Origin of the sequence: Archangium sp. (genome assembly GCF_036277355.1) — a bacterium.
Lineage (GTDB): Bacteria > Myxococcota > Myxococcia > Myxococcales > Myxococcaceae > Archangium.
The window spans coordinates 1-19,703 of sequence record NZ_DASUNC010000009.1 but is presented as its reverse complement, the minus strand read 5'-3'; the positions used below and the strand labels follow the sequence as shown (position 1 = coordinate 19,703).

Sequence of the window (19,703 nt, the reverse complement as noted above, 5' to 3'; positions counted from 1 at the left end):
GGTCGTCACCCGATGTGGTGCATCGCCGTGACGGGCTTCATCCGCGCGGCGAGGAAGGAGGGAATGAGCGAGACGAGGGTGGTGCACAGCGTGATGATGAAGACGGAGCCGGCCACGGCGAGCGGGCTCACGGCGAAGCGCAGCTGCTCGGACATGATGATGACCTGGACGGCCATGGGCATGGTGACGTGGGCGGCGTTGAGTCCCAGGCACACGGCCAGCCCCAGCAGGGCGCCGGACAGGGTGCCGAACAGGGCCAGCAGGAGGGCCTCGAGGAAGAACATCAGCACCACCCACCCGCGCTGCATGCCGATGGCGCGCAGGGTGCCGATCTCCCGGGTGCGCTCGCGGATGGCGATCCACAGGGTGTTCATGACGCCCACGCTGATGATGACGAGCAGCAGGGCGAGCAGTCCCACGGTGAGCCCGTTGAGCGCCTTCACGGACCAGGTGATGAAGGAGATCTCATCCTCCCAGTTGGTGATGTCCAGGCGCTGACCCGTCCAGGCCTCGCGGTTGACGGACTCGAACTTCATGAAGAACGGGTTGGGGTTGTGGTCGAGCACCTTGTAGCCGAGCTCGGGCAGCCGCTTCATGAGGCGGGCCTGGACGGCGGGGACGTCGGCGGTGTCCTTGAGGTAGAGGTGGAGGGCGCCGGTGGCGTCGTCGCGCATCTGGTAGAGGGCGCGCAGGGTGGAGTTGGGCAGGTAGCAGAAGACGGAGCTGAGCATGCCCACGTTGGCGGCGATGGCGGCCACGCGCACGTCCACGGTGTTGCTGGTGCCGCGCATGGTGGGGGAGGAGAGGGTGACGGTGTCGCCCACCTTCACCTCGAGCTTCTTGGCCTGCTCCTCGAAGAGCAGCAGGGTGTTGGGCTGCTCCAGGTCCTCCATCCGGCCCTCGCGGAGGATGAGGGCCCTGCGGAAGCCCGTCTCGTTCTTGACGTCGATGCCGCCCAGGACGAGGTCCATGGAGCGGGTGTCGCTGACCACCTTGGAGTAGCCGCGGCCGCGCTGGACCATGTAGTCCAGCTCGGGCACCTCCTGGAGGAGCTGCTTCTGGAGGGGGGGGACCGCGGTGACGACGGGGGCGGACTGGCCGGCGGTGACCTTGTAGAAACCGGCCACGTTGACGTGGCCCGTCATGAGCGTGGTGGCGGTCTCCACCGTCGTGGTCTGGATGCCGTTGGCCAGGCCCATGAGGATGACGAGCAGCGCGGTGACACCGGCGATGGCGCCGCCGAGCAGCAGCGTGCGGCGCTTGTGGGAGCCGAGGTTGCGCAGGGCGATGAGCAGCAGTTGGAACATGGCGTCACTCGTCCGTCTGCATCGCCTGGAGGGGCGAGACCCGGGTCGCGAGGTACGCCGGGTAGAAGGTGGAGAAGGCGGACACCCCGAGCACGATGACCAGGGCGGTGATGATGTTGGAGGCCTGCAGGGTGGGGAAGAGGCGCGGGCCGGAGAAGAAGAAGTAGAGCGACTCGTGGAACGCGGGGATGCCCATGACACCGAGCCCCTTCACGGCCAGGGTGCCCAGCAGCGCGCCCGCCGCGCCGAACACCAGGCCCAGCACGGTGGTCTCCAGCAGCACCATGCCCAGCACGAAGCCCCGCTGTGCTCCGATGGCGCGCAGGGTGCCGATCTCCCGCACCCGCTGCAGCGTGGCCATCATCACCGCGTTGTTGATGATGACCACCGCCACCACGAAGGTGATGAACACGGCCGCGTAGAGCACCAGCTTGGCCACCAGGATGATCTGCCCGACGAGGTCCGAGGCCTGGTGCCAGGAGACGACCTTGAGCGGCAGCCCGGCCTTCTTCGACGCCTCCTGGAGCTCCACCAGGGTCTGCTCCAGCATGTCCGGGTTCTTGAGCATCACCGCGGCATGGAGCACCACGCCGTCGTCGATGTCCTGCTGGGTGTACTTGCGCGGGGCCTGCTCCTGCTGCTGCCGGGCCTGGGACACGCCCTCGAGCTGGGCGTCCACGTCGATGGAGCCCGAGGCGGTCTCCGCCACCAGGGTGCTGTCTTCGCCGAAGAGGGCGGCCTCGGCGTCCTCTCGCTTCACGTCGGTGACGCCGCTGGCCGCCTGGAGCTTCTCCAGCTCGTCCTTCTGGTCCACCGTCAGGTAGCCGTACAGCTCGCGGAAGGTGATGAGGTCCATCAGGCTGAGCGAGCCGGCCAGCTGGGACTTCTCCATGCCGGTGAAATCGAAGGTGCCGTACACCTTCACGTTCGCGCTCCGCGCGTAGCCCGTGCGCGTGAAGGCGGTGATGGTCAGCTCGTCCCCGAGCCGGAGGCGGTAGAGGTCCAGCAGGGGCACCAGCTCCGCGTAGAACTGCTGGTAGCGCGTGTCGAAGTTGGTGTCGTCCATGGTGAAGAACGCCACCAGCAGCTTCTCCAGCTCCGTCTCCTGGCTCCCGAGCGCCTTCTGCAGCCGCGCGATGGCCTGCTGCGTCTTGAGGGGATCCAGCTGGAAGAGGAGCTCGCGCGTCTGGGTCTGGTTCTCCTTCAGGCGGCGCTGGAGCTCGGGGTCGTCGGCGATCTTCCGGTGGTTGACGTCGCGGGCCTCCTTGATGAGGTCCAGCCGGCGCGCCGTCTTCAGCTTGTAGAACTCCTCGTAGGAGAACTTGGGCAGCAGCAGGCCGCGCTGGCCCTCGGGCACGGCGGTGCCGTCCACGATGCGCATCCGGTCGAAGGTCTTCTGGAAGTTGACCAGGTCGGTGCCCAGGTAGCGCAGGGGAATCATGTCCCCGTCCGTCACCAGCGGGGCGATGCGGTTCTCCAGCAGCTCCAGCGAGGCGAGCGGGTCCTTCTCGAAGCCGTCCCAGAACTCCGGGGTCCGGGCGCGCTCCAGGGCCCGCAGGTCCGCGGGGTCCATGGCGTTCTCGGCGGCGATGGCGTTGCGCCGCTCCAGGTCCTTCTCGAGCAGGGCGATCATCTGGCGCACGTGGGACTTGAGGCTGTCGATCTGCGCGCGCAGCCCGGGCGTCTCACCCGCGGCGGCCTGCTTGTAGAGATCCCTCAGGCGCGCGAGCGTCAGGTCCACCGTGTTGCCGGACATCAGCAGGGTGGAGTTGGTCCCCATGGGGACCACCGTCTTCACGTTGGGGTGCTGCTCCAGCACCTTCTTGATGTCGGAGAAGCGCTCGATGACGCGCAGGTCCGCCTCGCCGCCCATCTTCCCGTAGAGCGCCAGCGAGTCCTTGGACTTCTCCGAGTACACCTGGAGGTGGCCCGCGACGCTGCCGATGATGCTGCGGCTCATCGACTCGTCCAGGCTGTCCACCACGGCGCCTCCCACCACCACCAGCACGGTGCCGAAGAGGATGATGCCGCCGATGATGACGTTGACCCAGCTGGCGAACAGGTTGCGGAAGGCCACCTGCACCAGCAGCTTGAGCTGTCCCATCTAGTGGCCCTCCGCCCCCGCGGCCATGGCCCGCTGGGCCTCGGCCGGGGTGATGCGATCGAGGATCTTCCCGTCCGCCAGCCGGATCACCGCGTTGGCGTGGTTCATCACCTTGGCGTCGTGGGTGGAGAAGATGAAGGTGGTGCCCTCCTTGCGGTTGAGCTCCTTCATCAGGTCGATGATGTTCTGGCCGGTGACGGAGTCCAGGTTGGCGGTGGGCTCGTCGGCCAGCACCAGCTTGGGCCGGGTGACGAGCGCGCGCGCCACCGCCACGCGCTGGCGCTGGCCACCGGACAGCTCGTTGGGCCGGTGCTTCACGTGCTTGTCCAGGCCCACCTGCTCCAGGAGCGTCATCACCCGCTGCTGGCGCTCCTTCGGGTTCAGCTTGCGCTGCAGCAGCAGGGGGAACTCCACGTTCTGGTAGACGCTGAGCACCGAGACCAGGTTGAAGCTCTGGAAGATGAACCCGATGGTGTGCAGCCGCAGGTCCGTGAGCTGCCGCTCGGAGAGCGTCTTGGTGTCCTGGCCATCCACGCTCACCACGCCCGAGCTGGCCGTGTCCACGCAGCCGATGAGGTTGAGCGCCGTCGTCTTGCCGCTGCCGGACGGGCCCGCGATGGAGATGAACTCGCCGGGGTATACCTCCAGCGACAGGCCCCGGAGCGCGGGCACCTGCACCTTGCCCAGGGTGTACGTCTTGGTGACGTCGGTGAGGGAGACGATGGGCCGTTTGGCGCCAGAGACGGCGGTGAGCTGGGTCATGGCTGGGTCGGTCCTTTCCGAGACCGGGGAAGGGGTGGGGGAGGTTACCGGGTGCCGCTGCGGCGCTGACGCGGAGAGGGCGGGGAAGGGGTGGTCTGGCTGCCGGGTCTGCGAGCGAAGCGGGCGCGCCAACGCTCGGCCGCACCGGACAGCTCCTGGCGGTAGAAGCCGCAGAACTCCACCGCCTCGCGCAGCTTGTCGCGTTCCTTCAATCCGGGCATGGCGAGTGCGTCCTGGCACAGTTGGCCCAGGGCGTCCATGGCCGTGACGGCCATCTCGAGCCGGTGGTCCCAGCCCGAGCTGTTGAAGACGTAGTAGTGGCGGCGATCCCCTGGGATGCTGGCGGGGTCCACCAGGCCACTGGCCTGCAGCTGGCGCACGTTGGTGGAGACCGAGGCCGGACTCACCCTCAGCAGCCGGGCGACCTCGCCCAGCGCGAGCGGCTTCTCGGCCAGCAGCAGCAATCCGAGGATGCGGCCGCCGATGCGCGGCACGCCCTGGCGCTCGAAGAACAGGCCCATCGACTCGATGAACTGCTCTTCCCCGGCGTCCAACCCGTCCCGACGCATGCGCGGCCCTTTCCGGAGCGGAAATCGCGCACCCGTCTACTGGCGTCAGGACATTCAGTCAATACTGAATGAATTGATGAGCCCGCGGCACCGGTGCGGCGCCGCGGGCTCGAGGACTTCATCCTCACGAGGGACGTGGGGGTGAAGGGCTAGTACTTCACGTCGCCGGAGCCGCCCTTGTCGCCGGCGCCGCCGCCCACGTCACCGCCCATGTCCTTGTCCTTGTTGATGTCCTGGTTGATGCCCGTGTCGCCTTCCAGGCCGCTGCCGCCCGTGTTCGCGTTGTCCAGCGAGATGCTCTTGGCCACGTTGTCCGTGCCCTTGATGTCGAAGCTGGCGCGCACCTGCTGGCCTTCCTTGAGGTCCTTGACCCGCTTGACGCTCGGATCCTGGAACTGGGTGTCCTTGTCGATCTTCAAGGGGATGATGCCGTTGTCCGTGCGCAGGCTGACCTGGTTGCTGCTGCTCTTCACCACGGTGCCGGTGACCTGCTTCTCGCCCATCATGCCCATCTGACCCGACTTGCCCATGTGCCCGGTCTGGCCCTGCATGTGGCCGGTCTGGCCCTGGTCGCCCGCGCCGCCGATGTCGCCGCTGCCCATCTGTCCGCTGGTCTGGCCCTGCTGCTGGCTCTTGCCCTTGTCGTCATTGGCCAGGGCCACGCCAGAGCTCAGCAGCGCCACGGTCGCGAACAGCCCCACGATCTTCTTCGTCATGAGATTCTCCCTTTGAGGCGGTGGCCGTGCCCCCCATGGACGTGCCCCCCGCTGGGCAAAAGCTAGGTGCACTCTGGGTAGCGGCCAGGGACGCCCCGGGAAGTGGGAGTGCCTGAGCCCTCCCCGGGCGTCTTTTGTTGGCGCGCCGCCTCGTTCGTAGGGCAGGCGGCTTGAACCCGGAGGGCGTTTTCCCCTACCTTTCCCTCATGCCTCCCCCGTCCAAGCAGCAGCCCGCGCCCGTCGCCGAGCCCCTGCCCACGCCTTCCTTCCCCGCCATCGAGTCCTTCATCGAGTCCGCCAGCGCCGAGGAGGTCCAGTCCCTCTTCACCCCGGTCAAGAGTGAGCTGGCCAACCTCAAGGGCCCCAAGGCCGAGCACGCCAAGAAGGTCCAGGCCGCCATCTCCCGCACCGAGGAATTGCTCGGCGTCCTCCTGGAGACGCGCGAGCGGCTGGTGGCCGAGGCCAAGGGTAAAGGCCGGAGATAATTGAGGTTTTCCGGCCCGGGCCGACTTTCTGGTGGATCAGACGCAACTGGGGCGGACGATCACCGATAATTCAGGAAAAGGGAGCGCTGGAATCCCCGTGCTCCACGAAGCCTTGGCCGTTCCATCGTCTGGAGAGGAACCATGAAGATCGACAGCAACCTGAACATGCCGCGGATGTCCACCAACGTGACCACGGCCCGCGTGACCCCCGACACGAGCTTCGCCGCTCGCGTGCAGAACGGTGTCGGCACGGCGGCCAACATGGTGGCTGGCGGCGTGGGTGTGGTGGCCAACATGGTGCCCGGTGGCTCCGTGGTGTCCGCGGCGGTGTCGTCGCTCACCACCTTCAGCAACTCCAGCGGCTCCGGCTCGGCCCCGTACTACGGTGCGGCCCTGGGCTCCGGCGCGGCTCCCATGAACACCACGCTCAACGCCGGTGGTGGCAGCGCGCTCGTGTCGGGCTCCACTGCCATCAGCGCCTCGGGCGGCAACAGCGGCCAGGTGAACCTGCCCAGCGGCGGCAGCGGCGTGGGCAGCGAGTTCAACGGCGAGATGCAGGGCATGTTCGCCGAGCAGAAGAAGCTGCTGGGCCTGCAGGTCGCCATGCAGCGCGAGAACCAGGTGTTCAGCACCATCTCCAACGTGCTGAAGACCCGGCACGACTCGGCGAAGAACTCCATCGGCAACATCCGCTAGCGCCCGGCGCTGGCGGTCTCACGGGTCCGGTGCCCCGGGGAGGACGAGGCCTCGTCCTCCCCATGGCCGGGCCGGAAAAGGAAGCAGACGTCACATGGCGGAGACTTCGGAGATCTCGGGCAGCCTCGTGCCGCTCGCCAGGCGGGAGGCGATGATCCTCCTCGAGGCGGGGTACCTGTGGCTGGACATGGGCCAGTTCGACAAGGCGCGCGAGATCTTCGCCGGCGCCGCGCTGCTGATGCCCAGGAGCGAGGTGCCCCAGCTGGCGTTGGGCTCGCTCGAGTTCGCCCAGGGCCGCCATGACAAGGCGCTGCAGGCCTACCGGGCCGCCCAGCGGCTCGCCCCCAACTCCGCGCTGCCGCGGGCACATGTGGGCGAGGCCCTGTTGTTCATGGGCAAGGTGCCCGAGGCCCTCAAGGAGCTGAAGGCCGCCATCGATCTGGATGCGGATGGAGATGGGGGACGGCTGGCCCGCGCCCTCATCGAAGCAAAAGAAGCGGGGGCCCTGCCTCCGCCCGCCGCGAAGAAGTAGACTGTATTGACGGAAGGAGATGCCGATGTCGGTCGGTGGAGTTGGACGAGGGGGCGGAAAGGGACGGGCTGGAGGCGCCAAGGGCCCCTCCGGCAAGGCGCCGGCCGGCAAGGCAGGGGCGACGAGTTTTGGTGGCGCGGTGGATCGCACCGCGGGGCTGGTGGGCCCCTCCGGAGCCGTGGGCTCCGGCAACGTTCAGGGGCCCCAGGCCGCTGACCCCATCACCTCCCAGGCGCTCGCCATCGCCAAACAGCTCAAGAACGGGGACTTCAAGAACAAGGAAGAGGCGACCAAGAAGCTCGTCGCCGAAGTGCTCAAAGAGAAGCTGCGGATGAAGTCGTCGGCGCTCACCAGCAAGATCGCCGATGCCTTGCAGGATGACCCCCGACTGAATCAGGCCCTCGAGCGGTTGTGGTCGAAGGCCGAGTGAGCGCCCCGCTTGGCTCTCGGCGAAGACAAGAAGGTCCTGCTGGAGAAGTACGGCCCCTACGTGCGGTCCCTCGCGGCCACCGTGCGCAGGCAGTTCTCCGCCCAGCTCGAGCTCGATGAGCTCATCGCCTACGGCCAGATTGGCCTGCTGGAGGCGGCGGATCGCTTTGATCCGAAGGTAGGAGCCAACTTCCTCACATTTGCCCACTACCGCATCAAGGGCGCCATCTACGACGGCCTGCGCAAGATGGGAGTTCTCAAGGGCAACGACGCGCGCAGCTCCTACATGGGAGAGCGCGCGACGGCCTATCTGGGAAATCTTTCGGATCGCGAGCAGGGAGGAGGCAACCGCGGGGGGTCCATTGACGATGATGTCATGGAGATCTCCAACGCGGTGGCGGGACTGGCGATGGTGTTCGCGACCAGCCTCGAAGGTGCGGACACCCTCGGCTTCTCGGACGAGTCCCTTCCGGCGGATCAACGGATGGAGCTCGAGCAGCAGCGGGTGAGGTTGCGGGCGGCCATCGAGAAGCTGCCGGAGAAGGAGAAGCGGCTTCTGCAGGGCTACTACTTCCAGGGCAAGACGCTGGAAGAGGCAGGGGCGGAGATCGGGCAGTCGAAGAGCTGGGCGTCGCGGCTGCATGCGCGCGCCATCGAGCGGCTCAAGGAGCTTTTGAACGAGGAGGACTCTTCCTCCCCTGAGGATTCAAGGAGGCAATCACATGGCGGGTCCGATGGCCGGCGTCTCGGCGGCGCAGATCGCTCAGCAGAAGTTGCAGGATCAGGGCGCGCAGCAGGTCAACAAGCAGGGGGCCTCGAAGTTCGACGCGGCCCTCGCTAACAAGGCCCAGGCCGCGGGCGGGCCGGAGCAGGTCCAGGCCACCCAGGCCACTCAGGCGACCCAGCGCGCCGAGCAGATCCGCCACACCGAGTCCGTCAACAAGACGGAGAAGGCGGCGCTCAACAAGGTGAACACCGCCGGCCAGGAGCCCGCCACCGCGCGCGGCGCCGAGGCCGTCACCGGCAAGCAGGAGGCCAACAAGGTTGGCAACATGCTGTCGCACGTGGTCGGCGAGCTGGAGAAGGGCCAGGTCAACATGGACAAGCTCATCCAGGCCGGCGCCTCCGGGAAGACGTTCTCCAACGCCGAGCTGCTCTCGCTCCAGGCCGGCATGTACAAGTACACGCAGGAGCTGGACCTGACGAGCAAGGTCGTCGAGAAGGCCACCAGCGGTCTGAAGGACACCCTGAAGACCCAGGTCTGAGCGAGCGGCCGGCCGAGCCGGCTCCTCTACCCCGAAGGGCGTCTCCTCGAAGCGAGGGGGTGCCCTTCCTCGTTTTCCAGGCTGTTTCGGGTTGGGTCTTGTTGCGAGGGAGCCGGCCCATCTAAGCTAGGCGCGCCCATGACGCTCCGACCGTACGCGCTCGCCGCCCTCCTCGCTCTCGCGGTGGGGACCGGCTGTACCATCGACCTGCAACACGACCTGAATGAACAGGACGCCAATGAGATCTACGTCCTGCTCAGCAAGAACGGCATCGCCGCCACGAAGATGAAGGAAGAGGGCGGCAACGAGCTGCGCTTCCGGATCCAGGTGCCCAAGGCGGACGCGGCCCAGGCCGCCGAGCTGCTGCGCGCGTATTCGCTGCCGCGGCCCATGGAGAAGGGGCTGAACCACTTCGCCAAGGGCGGCATGGTGCCCACCGCCACCGAGGAGCGCGCCATGCTGCTCAAGGCGCTCGGCGGCGAGGTGTCCAACGCGCTCAACCAGATCGACGGCGTGCTGGAGGCGCGGGTCATCGTGATGATCCCCGAGAACAACGACCTCACGCAGCCGGAGAACAAGCCGGAGCCGTCGGCGTCGGTGTTCATCAAGTACCGGCCGGGCCTCAAGAACGAGTCGCCCATCAAGCGTGAGGACGTGCAGCAGTTCGTCTCCACCGCGGTGCCGGAGCTCAAGCCCGCGGCGGTGACGGTGCTGCTGACGCCGGCGCTGGCGCCCGACGCGGAGGTGGGCCCGGAGAGCCGCCTGCAGGACGTGTTCGGCATGCGGATGACGGCCTCCAGCGTGAGCCAGTTCCGGATGATGGCGGGCGTGGCGGTGATGATCATCCTGGCCGCCATCGGCCTGGCGGTGTGGCCCATGCTCCGCGGGGATGCCGCTCCCGCGGCGGGCCGTCGGAAGTAGTCGCGCGAGCGCCCTGCGCGCTCTTTTCCTGGAACGCCTTCCACCCGCGGGGTGACCGTTGGATCAGTTCTTCACCTCGCTGAGCAAGCGACAGACGATGATGCTCCTGACCGCCATCACCTTCGGTGGCCAGGAGGGCGTCGCCGCGCTGGAGCATCTGCCCGAGGAAGAGGCGGAGCTGCTCCAGCACCGGGCCCAGGAGATCCTCCAGATTCCGCGCGAGAAGCGGATTCCCCTGCTGGTCCAGGAGATCAAGCGGCTGGTGAAGGACCGGCGCGGGCAGCTGTGGAGCGCGGACCCGGAGCGTCTGGCGGGGCTGCTCAAGCGCGAGCGCGCCGCCCTGGTGGAGGTGATGTTGCGCGCGCTGCCGGGGCAGCTGGCCGAGGCGGTGCGCTCCCACCTGCCCAACACGGGGAAGGTGAAGCTCACGCGCGAGGTCCGGCCGCAGGTGCTGGACATCGTGCGCTGGAAGCTGGAGGAGCGGCTGTCGCGCGAGGCCTCGGCGCACGTGCCCTTCAAGTTCACCGACGTGCTGCTGCTGCAGACGCGCGAGCTGCTCACCATGAGTGACCGGCTGGGCGCGCGCGTGCTGGGGCCCGCGCTGGCGGGCATTCCGGAGGGCGAGCGGGAGCCGGCCTTCGCCGTGCTGCCTCCCCACCTGCGCCAGCTCGCCACGCGCGCCGTGACGGCGAATGCCCCGCGCAAGCTCGCCGAGGAGGACGCCCGGGCGCAGCTGGACCTGTACGGCGGCATGGACAACCTGGCCTCCGCCATCCGGGGCGCGGGCGTGCACCGGCTGGCGCGGGCCAGCGTGGCGCAGTCCGCCGAGTTCGCCTCGCGCCTGGTGGAGAAGCACCGCAGCGAGTTCGGGCAGATGCTCGCGAAGTGGGTGCGCGAGGAGCGCGCCAAGCCGTCGACCCGCGGGGATGGGGGCCGCACGGACATCGTCACGGACCTGGAGCGGCTCGCGGCCCGGGGTCTCATCGAGCGCCCGGTACGGCTCACCCCTCCGCGTCCGCCCGCCCTCGGCCCTCCGCCCTCGCTGGCCGGCAAGCCGGCGGTGGTGGCGCCGCCCCCCGCGAGCCGGGGTCCCGCCGTGTCCCGGGAGATGCGCGCGGGCGCCAGCTCGGAGGCCTCGGTCCGCCGGTCCGCCTCCTCCCAGTCCGTCAACGTGCGGAGGGATCCCATCGCCGAGCGCGAGGCCCGCCGGGCCGGGGCCAGCTCCAGCTACGGGGGCCGCCAGGACGCGCCGCCCGAGTCCTCGCCCTCGCGGGTGAGCCGGGTGACCCCTCGCAGTGCCCGGGAGGGGGCGGACGTGAAGCCAGATCCCACCGGAGCGCGCATCGGCCCGCCGCCGTCGCGGCCCCCCACGAATGTGGGCTCCCGGTCCCGGGTCGCCGAGGTTCCCGAGCAGGATTCAGAGGTCTCCCGCATCATTCGTTCCCCCGTGGCACGCTCGCAGAGCCGGAGCGCTGTATCCCGGGTCGAGGCCGAGCCTGATCGGCCGCCCAGGGTGCTGAGGACCAGCACCTCCCTCCCGGCGGTGAAGGCGGACGGGTCCCAGGTCCAGCGGCGCCCGCAGCAGCCGGGCGGCCCGGGTACGAGTGGGCGTGGACCGCGGGGCGGAACGCGCTAGCATCCGGCGCACAAGGAGCTTTCCATGGCGATCGGCAAGGTGATCAAGGGCGATTCGGGGGCCGAGCCTCTACCCGGTGGGGACAGGCCGGTACTGCGTCCTCCGCGCCCGGGCGTGATGAACGCCGAGGTCTTCGATGCCCGGCAGACCGCCCAGGGCATCATCGAGGAGGCCCACCGCGAGAAGGAGCGCATCCTCGCGGAGGCCCAGCGCGAGCGCGAGGACCTGCTGGCGAAGACGCGCGAGCAGGGCCGGCAGGAGGGCCTGGCGCAGGCCACGGAGACGCTGCTGCGCGCGAAGATGCAGGCCGGGGAGATCCTCGCCCAGCAGGAGCGCGACGTGGTGGCCCTGGCGTGCAAGATCGCCGAGAAGATCATCGGCCGCGACGTGGAGCGCGACCCTTCACTGCTGGCGGACATCTGCGCCAAGGCCATCGAGGAGCTGCGCAACGCGCGGGCGGTGGTGCTGCGGGTCAATCCCAAGTCGGCGGCGGTGCTGCGGGCCCGCAAGGCGGAGCTGATGGAGCTCATCGGCCGGGCGGTGGACGTGTCCATCAAGGAGGACGCGGACGTGGCCCCGGTGGGCTGCATCGTGCAGACGGAGTTCGGCAAGGTGGACGCGCAGCTGCCCACCCAGTTCGAGATGCTGCAGAACGTGCTCTTCCCGGACCAGGGCAAGAAGGACGGTCCCGCCTAAGCCATGGCTCTCGATCTCCAGCGCTACTTCTCCCTCATCAAGGAAGCGCCGCTGTACCGGGTGCAGGGCCGCGTCACCGAGCTGACGGGTCTGGTCATCAAGGCGAGCGTGCCCGGCGTGCGCGTGGGCGAGCTCGTCCTCATCAAGGGCCACGGCGGCCGCAACGCGGTGAAGGCCGAGGTGGTGGGCTTCCAGGGTGACGAGGTCATGCTCATGCCCCTGGGCGAGCTGCTCGGCATCGGTCCGGACAGCGAGGTCATCCCCACCGGCAGGCCTCTCTCCATCAAGTGCGGGGAAGGGCTGCTGGGCCGTGTGCTCAACGGCATCGGCGAGCCCATGGACGGCAAGCCCCTGCCCACCGAGGGCCTGTTCGACTGGTCCGTGGACCGCGACTGCCCGGACCCCTTCAAGCGCCAGCGGATTGAACGGCCGCTGCCCCTGGGCGTGCGCTGCATCGACGGACTGCTCACCGTGGGCGAGGGCCAGCGCGTGGGCCTCTTCGCCGGCTCCGGCGTCGGTAAGTCCACGCTGATGGGCCAGATAGCGCGCAACACCAAGGCCGACCTGTGCGTGGTGGCGCTGATCGGCGAGCGTGGCCGCGAAGTGCGCGAGTTCATCGAGGACGCCATGGGCGAGGAGGGCATGAAGCGCTCCGTGCTGGTGTGCGCCACCTCGGACCAGCCCAGCCTCGTGCGTCTGCGCGCCGCCTACGTGGCCACGGCCATCGCCGAGTACTTCCGCGAGCGCGGCGGCAACGTCCTCTTCATGCTCGACACGGTGACCCGTCTGGCCCGTGCCCAGCGTGAGATCGGCCTCGCCATCGGCGAGCCCCCGGCCCGCCAGGGCTACCCGCCGAGCGTCTTCTCCATGCTGCCGCGCATCCTCGAGCGCACGGGCAACTCGGAGAAGGGCAAGTGCACCGCCATCTACACCTGCCTCGTGGCCGGCGGTGACATGGAGGAGCCCATCGCCGACGAGGTCCGCGGTATTCTCGACGGTCACTTCATCCTCAACCGTGCCCTCGGCGAGCGCAACCAGTGGCCCGCCATGGACGTGCTCGCCAGCCTCTCCCGTGTGATGAGCGGCATCGTCTCCAAGGAGCACAAGAAGGCCGCGGGCAAGCTGCGCGAGACGCTCGCCACGTACGAAAAGCAACGCGACCTCATCCTCCTGGGCGCCTATCAGTACGGAACCGACCCCCGGACGGACTACGCCATCGACAAGTACGACGCCATCATCGACTTCCTCAAGCAGGACACCCACTCCAACAGTGGATTCGACGAGACCGTCGAGCAGCTCATCGGCTTGTTCGAAGAGTGACAGGGGAGGGTGACAGGGGAGGGTGACGGACCCGGGGTTTTCCAGGTTAGGATGGGGCCATGCCCCCCTACCGGTTGCAGACCCTGCTCGAAATGCGCGAGCGCGCCAAGGAGGAGGCCGAGCAGGCCTTCTCCGACGCCGTCAAGGCGCTGGAGAAGCAGAAGGCCGAGCTCAAACGCCTGGAGCAGGAGCTCGAGACGCGCAAGGCCGAGCGCAAGCAGAAGGTCATGGCCTACCTCCAGGGACTCATGGCCAAGGGGACCACCGGTCCCAACAGCTTCACGATGATGAACCGGTACGAGGAGCGCCTCAAGGACGAGGAGGCGCAGCTCGCGCTGGAGATCGAGCGCCAGAAGGAGGTCGTCAAGACGGCCGAGAAGCTGGTGGAGCAGCGCCGTCGCGAGATGGCCGAGGCCGCCAAGGAGCTCAAGGCCATCGAGAAGCACAAGGAGAACTGGACGAAGCAGATCCGGGCCGAGCGCCAGGCCAAGGAGGAGCTGAACCAGGAGGAAATCGGGAACACCTTGTTCCTGATGCGTCAGCGCAAGTAACCTCCAGGCCCCCCCAGGTGGTGTCGAGATGAGCCGAGTCGAAGACGATCGTCAGGCGCAGAAGGCCGCGGAGCGGCTGGTCCAGGAGAAGCGTCTCCAGGAGTCCAAGGCGAAGCAGCGCCAGGAGGGGGAGTCCTCCTTCTCCAAGCTGGTCCAGCAGCAGAAGTCCGCGCAGGCGCAGCAGCCCCCGCAGCAGAACCTGGGCAAGTCCGTGCTGGCGCGTCTGCAGCAGGAGGGCAAGGCGGGAGACCTGCGCGGTCAGCAGCGCCAGACGGGCATGTCCGAGGGCCAGGTGTCCGGGGGCCGCCAGCCGGAGTCGCCCCAGATGGCGCAGGCGAAGAAGCAGGACCAGGGCGTGACGCAGACGCGCGTCGAGTCGCGCGCGGCGGACGCGAAGAACACCAGCGAGGCCCTGGACGAGCGCGGCGAGGCGCTCGACAAGGACAGCGAGAGCGCCGCGATGGGCGTACAGGCCCGGCGCGAGGGCAAGGGCTCGCTCAAGGCCGACGCGGACGGTGGGGGCAAGGGCGGCGGGGACGGCAAGGACAAGAAGGACGGCGCCGAGGCGGCCGCCAGCTTCCGCTTCAACCCCGCGCTGATGGCGCCCGTGCCGGTGGCCAAGCCCAAGCCCACGTCGGGCTCGGAGCGGCTGCGCGCCATCGCCAATGAGATCGCCCAGAAGATCGTCGAGCGCGTGCGCGTGGGCACCAACGCCGCGGGCAACGCGGAGTTCCAGATCGACCTGCGCAACGACGTCCTCAAGGGCCTGTCCATCAAGCTCAGCGCGAAGAACGGGAAGATCCACGCCACCTTCAGCGGCAGCGACAAGGAAGTGCTGAAGATGCTCGAGGGGCAGCGTGAGACGCTGAAGAACGCGCTGGCCGGACGTGGCCTCACCCTCGAGGAGCTGCGCGTCGAGGCGAAGTCATGAGCAGTCTCGACCTGGACGACGAGTCCGGTCCGCAGGAGCGCACCATGGTGGTCGACGCGAGGCAGCTCAAGCGTCCGGCCGCCCCGGCTGCCCCGGTCGTTCCGGGCAAGCCGTGGAAGCCCTACGCCTTCCCCCGGTTGGAGAAGGTGTCGCTCAACGAGTCCCGGCTCACCTCGCGCCTCAAGTGGCTGACGCCGAAGGCCGAGGCCGCCGAGGCGCTGTGCACCCGGCTCAAGGGCCTCTTCGACACGCAGGTGGGCTTCCTGCTGGAAGGGGTCCGGGCGATCGGTCCGGGCGAGCTGCGCCGTCACCTGGCGGAGCCCACCTTCCTGTCCTTCCTGGTGCCCGGTCCGCATCGCGGGCGCGCGGTGCTGGAGATGGAGCTGCCCCTGGCGCACGCGGCGGTGGACGCGCTGCTGGGTGGCGCGGGCGAGGCCGTGGGCGTGCGGCCCCTGACGGACATCGAGGAGGGCGTGGCCAGCTTCGTCATCCTCGAGGCGCTCAAGGCGCTGGTGCCGGGGATGGATCCGAGCCAGCCCAAGCTGCGCCTGGAGGGCGTGGCGCGCGGCCTGGACGAGGCCGTGACGCGGCTGAGCGAGGACGGGCCGGTGTTGGTGATCCAGCTCCGGGCCCGGCTCGGCTCGCAGGAGGGCATGGTGCGCCTCTTCGTGCCCTCGGGCGTGCTGGACGTGATGGAGCCGGCGCAGGCGGCCGAGCAGCGCCGGGCCGCGTTGCATGCGGACATCCAGACCCACCTGGGCCGGCTGTCCTCGGTCCGCACCTGGCTGCGGGCGGAGATCGCCCAGGCGGAGATCTCCAGCCGCGACCTGGCGAGCCTCCGGGTGAAGGACGTGGTGCTGGTGGATGCGTTCTCGGCCCGGCCGGACCGGGGGGAGAATGGCACCGCCCGGCTGCTGCTGGGGCTGGCCCGCAAGGGCTGCCTGGCCGCGGACGTGTTCCTGGAGGATGGCCAGTACCGGGCACGCATCACCGGGCTGGTGCCGGGAGATCAATCCTTCCCGAGGCGCGTGCCCTCCGAGGCGGATGAGTCCGCGGCGGAGGCCCTGGGAGAGACGGGGGACGAGGAGTTCACCAACCCCGAGATGCGCAACCCTTTGGCGGAGAGTGGTGCCTTGGACGACAGAATGGATTCGGGCGACCTGCTGGGTGACATCCCGCTGCAGATCTCCGTGGAGCTGGCGCGGGTGCCGGTGACGGCGGACCAGGTGGTGGCCCTGCGGGTGGGCCAGGTGGTGGAGCTGCGCCGGGCGCCGGGAGAGCCGGTGGACCTGTCGGTGAATGGCAAGGTGATTGCCCGGGGCGAGCTGGTGGAGGTGGAGGGGCAGTTGGGCGTCCGGGTCCTCTCGCTCGCGGGCTGAGAGGAGCGCGGCGCGTGTGGGGTGACCCGGGCAGGCAGGCAGAGGAGCGGGGCAGGGCGGCGGCGGCCCGTGGCGGTCTCCTGCCCGATGCACTAGCCTCGCACCCCACCATGGCAGTGTCTTCCGTGTTTCCCCCGCGTCCGGTCTGGCTGGTGTGCGCGTGCGTCCTGCTGGCGCCGCTGGCCCGGGCCGATGCCCCCGCCCCGAGCGCTCCGCCGGCACAGGCCGCCCCCGCGGCGCAGGTGGCGCCCGCCGCCGCGCCGCCGGCTTCCGTGGATGAGTTCGGCGCGCCCTCGCAGCGGCCACCGGGCCTGGACGAGGAGCCCGAGAGCCTCGGGTGGATGCTGATGCGCACGCTGCTGCTGTTCGGCGCGGTGGTGGCCTCCATCTACCTCACGCTCAACGTGGGCCTGCGCAGGCTGATGGGCTTGCAGGGCGTGCCCGCGGGGCGGCCCTCGGTGGTGTCGGTGTTGGAGCGGGTGCCGCTGGACCAGCGCCGCACCCTCTTCGTGCTCAAGGCCGCGGACGAGTACCTGCTGGTGGGCGGAGGCGAGAGCGGCCTCCAGCTGCTCTCCAAGCTCGACACCGCGGCGGTGGAGCGCATCCGCTCCGAGACTCCGCCGTCCAACGTCATCTCCCTTTCTCCCTTCCTGCGGAAGCTCCTCGCCCGCCGCGACGCCACGCAGCAGCAGACTTCCGCTACCCAACCGAGCGGCACCGAGCCGCCGGGCGCCTGATCGAGACGACTCGTGAGATTCACCAACGTCCGCCTCCCCGCCCTCCGCCTGTCGCCCTGGCTCTTCGCCGTGGTGTTCGCGCTGGAGCCCTTCCTCGCCTTCGCCCAGCGCAACAAGCGCGGGGGTGGTGGGGCCGCCGCCGCCGCCGACGTCGCCGTGAACGTCGACGCGGTGAGCCCCGACTCCTTCGCCTCGCGGCCGCTGGTGCTGATGCTGGCGCTGGCCGCGCTGTCGCTCGTCCCCTTCGTGTTGATGATGGTGACGAGCTTCGTGAAGATCTCCGTGGTGCTCTCCATCGTGCGCTCGGCACTGGGCACCCAGCAGATTCCTCCCACCCAGGTCATCACCGGCCTGGCCATCATCCTCACCGTCTACATCATGGCCCCGGTGGGACAGGCCATGTACCGGGCCGCGGAGGTGGACATCCTCTCCAGGGGACCCTCGCTGCTGTCCTCGGAGTCGGTGGGCACCTTGTTGGAAGCGGCCAACAAGTCCAAGGAGCCGCTGCGCGCCTTCCTCATCAAGAAGGTCACCGCCAAGGACCGGGCGCTCTTCTACAACCTCGCCAAGAAGATGCGCACCACCGAGGAGGACAAGAAGGAGCTGACGGACAAGGACTTCATGACCATCGTCCCGGCCTTCGTGGTCTCCGAGCTCAAGGAGGCCTTCCAGATCGGCTTCCTGCTCTTCGTGCCCTTCATCGTCATCGACATGGTGGTGGCCAACATCCTGCTGGCGCTGGGCATGCACATGCTCTCGCCCACCACCATCTCCATGCCCTTCAAGCTGCTCCTCTTCGTCCTCGTCGACGGCTGGTACCTCATCGCCAAGGGCCTGGTCGTCGGTTACCTGTGAGACGCACATGCACCAGCTGAACTCCATCCTCCAGCAGGCGCTCTACCTCGTGCTCGTCGTCTCGGCGCCGCCGGTGCTGATGAGCCTCCTGGTGGGCTTCATCATCGCCGTCTTCCAGGCCACCACGCAGATTCAAGAGCAGACGCTCTCGTTCGCTCCCAAGGTCATCATCGTCTTCGGCGTGCTCGCGCTCGCGGGCCCGTGGATCGGCCACCAGCTGGTCCGCTTCACCTTCCACGTGTTCGATCAGTTCCCGGCGCTGATCAAATGAACGTCTCGGAAGTCATCGCCCGGATGACGGAGCAGGCCAACCTCTCGCTCGTCATCTTCACCATGGGCCTGCTGATGTGCCGGATCATGCCGGTGCTGGTGCTCTCCCCATTCCTGGGCGGTGAGGTCATCCCCCCGGAGATCAAGATGGGCGTGGGCGTCATGCTCTCCGGCGTGCTCTTCCCGGCCGTCAGCGCGCGCATGGGGGCCATCCCCACCAGCGCGTTCCCCTACATCGGGTTGATGCTCAAGGAGATCTTCATCGGCGTGGCGCTGGCCTCCATCGTCAACGTCGTCTTCGAGGCGGCGCGCGTGGCCGGCAACCTCGTGGACACCATGTCCGGCAGCAACAACGCCCAGCTCTACGTGCCGCAGCTCGGCACGCAGGTGTCCATCTTCGCCAGCCTCAAGGTGCAGCTGGCGGTGGTGCTCTTCCTCACCCTCAACGGCCACCACCTGGTCATCGAGGCGCTCGCCGAGAGCTTCTCCATCGTCCCGCTGGACCGCTTCCCGCGCTTCAGCCAGGGCGAGTGGGCCTTCTTCGAGCTCTTCATCCGCTCCTTCGCGGACCTGCTGAAGATCTCCCTCGCGCTCGCCGCGCCGGCCATGCTGGCCGCCTTCCTCACGGACATGGCGCTGGGCGCCGTCAACCGCGTGGCGCCCCAGGTCCAGGTGTTCTTCATCTCCATGGCCATCAAGCCCCTGGTGGGCGTGGTCATCGTCTTCATGTCGCTCGGCCTCATCATGGAGCGGATGCAGACGGAGTTCGCCTCCATGCTGGCCATGCTCCGCCACGCCATCCGCCTGCTCGGCTGATCCAGGGTCCTCGCCATGTCCGACGAGAAGACAGAAGAACCCTCACAAAAGAAGCTCGACGACGCACGCAAGAAGGGCCAGGTCTGGAAGAGCAAGGACCTGACGGCCGTGTTCGGCTTCGTGGTGGGCCTGGGCGTGGTCAAGGCCACCTGGTCCACCGTGGAGGAGCGTGTCACCGAGCTGTTCCACTTCAGCTTCGATCACATCGCGCACCCGGAGAACCTCGAGGCGGCCACCGGTCAGCTGATGACCATGGGGCTCAGCGCGGTGCTCCTGCTCACCCTGCCGGTGGTGGGGGCGGTGGCCGTCATCGGCGGCCTGGTGGAGTTCCTCCAGGTGGGCTCGCTGTTCACGATGGATCCGCTGATGCCCAAGCTGGAGAAGCTCAACCCCATCGAGGGGTTGAAGAACCTCTTCACCAAGAAGCAGATCGTCGAGCTCATCAAGAACCTGACGAAGATCGGCATCGCCGCCTACGTCACCTACGGCGTGGTGCGCGACTCCATGCCCCTGGTGGTGGAGACGGTGCGCCGGGACATCCCCACCATCCTCGCCATCATGGGCGAGCTCACCTACCGCGTCGCCGTGCGCGTGGGCATGGTGTTCTTCCTCTTCGGCATCTTCGACGTCTGGTGGCAGCGCAAGTCGTACATGAAGGACCAGATGATGTCGAAGGAGGACGTGAAGAAGGAATACAAGGAGAGCGAGGGCGATCCGCACAACAAG

23 protein-coding genes are annotated in these 19,703 nt (G+C 68.4%); 18 read left to right on the top strand and 5 right to left on the bottom strand.

All coding sequences use genetic code 11. The features are described 5' to 3' along the window. Positions 1–5: 5 nt before the first annotated feature. The 5 genes from VFZ09_RS01805 to VFZ09_RS01785 all read right to left on the bottom strand — a co-directional run bounded on the left by VFZ09_RS01805 (position 6) and on the right by VFZ09_RS01785 (position 5,458). Positions 6–1,307 (bottom strand): ABC transporter permease, encoded by a 1,302-nt coding sequence (locus tag VFZ09_RS01805; RefSeq protein WP_329725697.1) that lies wholly within the window; start codon positions 1,305–1,307, stop codon positions 6–8. 4 nt (positions 1,308–1,311) lie between these two features. Then, positions 1,312–3,411: an ABC transporter permease gene (locus tag VFZ09_RS01800; RefSeq protein WP_329725696.1), complete on the bottom strand. Its 2,100-nt coding sequence runs from the start codon at positions 3,409–3,411 to the stop codon at positions 1,312–1,314. Beyond that, a complete protein-coding gene (locus VFZ09_RS01795) occupies positions 3,412–4,173 on the bottom strand; it encodes an ABC transporter ATP-binding protein (protein ID WP_329725695.1) in 762 nt (253 codons plus the stop codon). Positions 4,174–4,217: 44 nt separating this feature from the next. Further along, entirely contained in the window at positions 4,218–4,742 is a 525-nt protein-coding gene (locus VFZ09_RS01790; RefSeq protein WP_329725694.1) for a GbsR/MarR family transcriptional regulator, read from the bottom strand. A gap of 149 nt (positions 4,743–4,891) precedes the next feature. Next, positions 4,892–5,458 carry a hypothetical protein gene (locus VFZ09_RS01785; RefSeq protein ID WP_329725693.1) on the bottom strand — a complete coding sequence of 189 codons (567 nt, stop codon included), beginning with the start codon at positions 5,456–5,458 and terminating at the stop codon, positions 4,892–4,894. Positions 5,459–5,664: 206 nt separating this feature from the next. Here VFZ09_RS01785 and VFZ09_RS01780 point away from each other — a divergent pair, with 206 nt between their 5' ends. The 18 genes from VFZ09_RS01780 to VFZ09_RS01695 all read left to right on the top strand — a co-directional run. Continuing rightward, positions 5,665–5,943 (top strand): hypothetical protein, encoded by a 279-nt coding sequence (locus tag VFZ09_RS01780; protein ID WP_329725692.1) that lies wholly within the window; start codon positions 5,665–5,667, stop codon positions 5,941–5,943. A gap of 141 nt (positions 5,944–6,084) precedes the next feature. Next, positions 6,085–6,639, top strand: coding sequence for a hypothetical protein (locus VFZ09_RS01775; protein WP_329725691.1), 555 nt, complete (start codon positions 6,085–6,087; stop codon positions 6,637–6,639). 94 nt (positions 6,640–6,733) lie between these two features. Continuing rightward, positions 6,734–7,171 carry a tetratricopeptide repeat protein gene (locus VFZ09_RS01770; RefSeq protein WP_329725690.1) on the top strand — a complete coding sequence of 146 codons (438 nt, stop codon included), beginning with the start codon at positions 6,734–6,736 and terminating at the stop codon, positions 7,169–7,171. Positions 7,172–7,196: 25 nt separating this feature from the next. Then, positions 7,197–7,601, top strand: a complete 405-nt coding sequence (locus tag VFZ09_RS01765) for a hypothetical protein (protein WP_329725689.1) — start codon at positions 7,197–7,199, stop codon at positions 7,599–7,601. 9 nt (positions 7,602–7,610) lie between these two features. Continuing rightward, a complete protein-coding gene (locus tag VFZ09_RS01760; protein ID WP_329725688.1) occupies positions 7,611–8,441 on the top strand; it encodes a sigma-70 family RNA polymerase sigma factor in 831 nt (276 codons plus the stop codon). Then, positions 8,323–8,865 carry an ATP-dependent helicase HrpB gene (locus VFZ09_RS01755; RefSeq protein ID WP_329725687.1) on the top strand — a complete coding sequence of 181 codons (543 nt, stop codon included), beginning with the start codon at positions 8,323–8,325 and terminating at the stop codon, positions 8,863–8,865. The genes VFZ09_RS01760 and VFZ09_RS01755 overlap by 119 nt, the downstream gene beginning before the upstream one ends. Positions 8,866–9,003: 138 nt before the next feature. Beyond that, positions 9,004–9,786, top strand: a complete 783-nt coding sequence (locus tag VFZ09_RS01750; RefSeq protein ID WP_329725686.1) for a type III secretion protein — start codon at positions 9,004–9,006, stop codon at positions 9,784–9,786. 58 nt (positions 9,787–9,844) lie between these two features. Further along, positions 9,845–11,422 (top strand): hypothetical protein, encoded by a 1,578-nt coding sequence (locus tag VFZ09_RS01745; protein ID WP_329725685.1) that lies wholly within the window; start codon positions 9,845–9,847, stop codon positions 11,420–11,422. 24 nt (positions 11,423–11,446) lie between these two features. After that, a complete protein-coding gene (locus tag VFZ09_RS01740) occupies positions 11,447–12,118 on the top strand; it encodes a FliH/SctL family protein (RefSeq protein WP_329725684.1) in 672 nt (223 codons plus the stop codon). Between the two features lie 3 nt (positions 12,119–12,121). Continuing rightward, positions 12,122–13,438 carry a type III secretion system ATPase SctN gene (gene sctN / locus VFZ09_RS01735; protein ID WP_329725683.1) on the top strand — a complete coding sequence of 439 codons (1,317 nt, stop codon included), beginning with the start codon at positions 12,122–12,124 and terminating at the stop codon, positions 13,436–13,438. Between the two features lie 59 nt (positions 13,439–13,497). Then, on the top strand, positions 13,498–13,989 hold the full coding sequence (locus VFZ09_RS01730) for a flagellar assembly protein FliH (RefSeq protein WP_329725682.1): 492 nt from the start codon (positions 13,498–13,500) through the stop codon (positions 13,987–13,989). A gap of 28 nt (positions 13,990–14,017) precedes the next feature. After that, a complete protein-coding gene (locus VFZ09_RS01725; protein WP_329725681.1) occupies positions 14,018–14,920 on the top strand; it encodes a flagellar hook-length control protein FliK in 903 nt (300 codons plus the stop codon). Then, positions 14,917–16,299 carry a type III secretion system cytoplasmic ring protein SctQ gene (sctQ, locus tag VFZ09_RS01720; RefSeq protein ID WP_329725680.1) on the top strand — a complete coding sequence of 461 codons (1,383 nt, stop codon included), beginning with the start codon at positions 14,917–14,919 and terminating at the stop codon, positions 16,297–16,299. Before VFZ09_RS01725 ends, sctQ begins: the two co-directional genes overlap by 4 nt. A gap of 110 nt (positions 16,300–16,409) precedes the next feature. Then, the gene (locus VFZ09_RS01715) at positions 16,410–17,036 is read left to right on the top strand and encodes a flagellar biosynthetic protein FliO (protein ID WP_329725679.1); all 627 of its coding nucleotides are present in this window, start codon (positions 16,410–16,412) and stop codon (positions 17,034–17,036) included. Between the two features lie 12 nt (positions 17,037–17,048). Beyond that, positions 17,049–17,891 (top strand): type III secretion system export apparatus subunit SctR, encoded by an 843-nt coding sequence (gene sctR, locus VFZ09_RS01710; RefSeq protein WP_329725678.1) that lies wholly within the window; start codon positions 17,049–17,051, stop codon positions 17,889–17,891. A 7-nt stretch (positions 17,892–17,898) separates the two neighbouring features. After that, the gene (gene fliQ / locus VFZ09_RS01705) at positions 17,899–18,162 is read left to right on the top strand and encodes a flagellar biosynthesis protein FliQ (RefSeq protein ID WP_329725677.1); all 264 of its coding nucleotides are present in this window, start codon (positions 17,899–17,901) and stop codon (positions 18,160–18,162) included. Then, entirely contained in the window at positions 18,159–18,977 is an 819-nt protein-coding gene (locus VFZ09_RS01700) for a flagellar biosynthetic protein FliR (protein ID WP_329725676.1), read from the top strand. Before fliQ ends, VFZ09_RS01700 begins: the two co-directional genes overlap by 4 nt. A gap of 15 nt (positions 18,978–18,992) precedes the next feature. Beyond that, positions 18,993–19,703: EscU/YscU/HrcU family type III secretion system export apparatus switch protein (locus VFZ09_RS01695; protein WP_329725675.1), on the top strand; the 711-nt coding region annotated here is incomplete at its 3' end.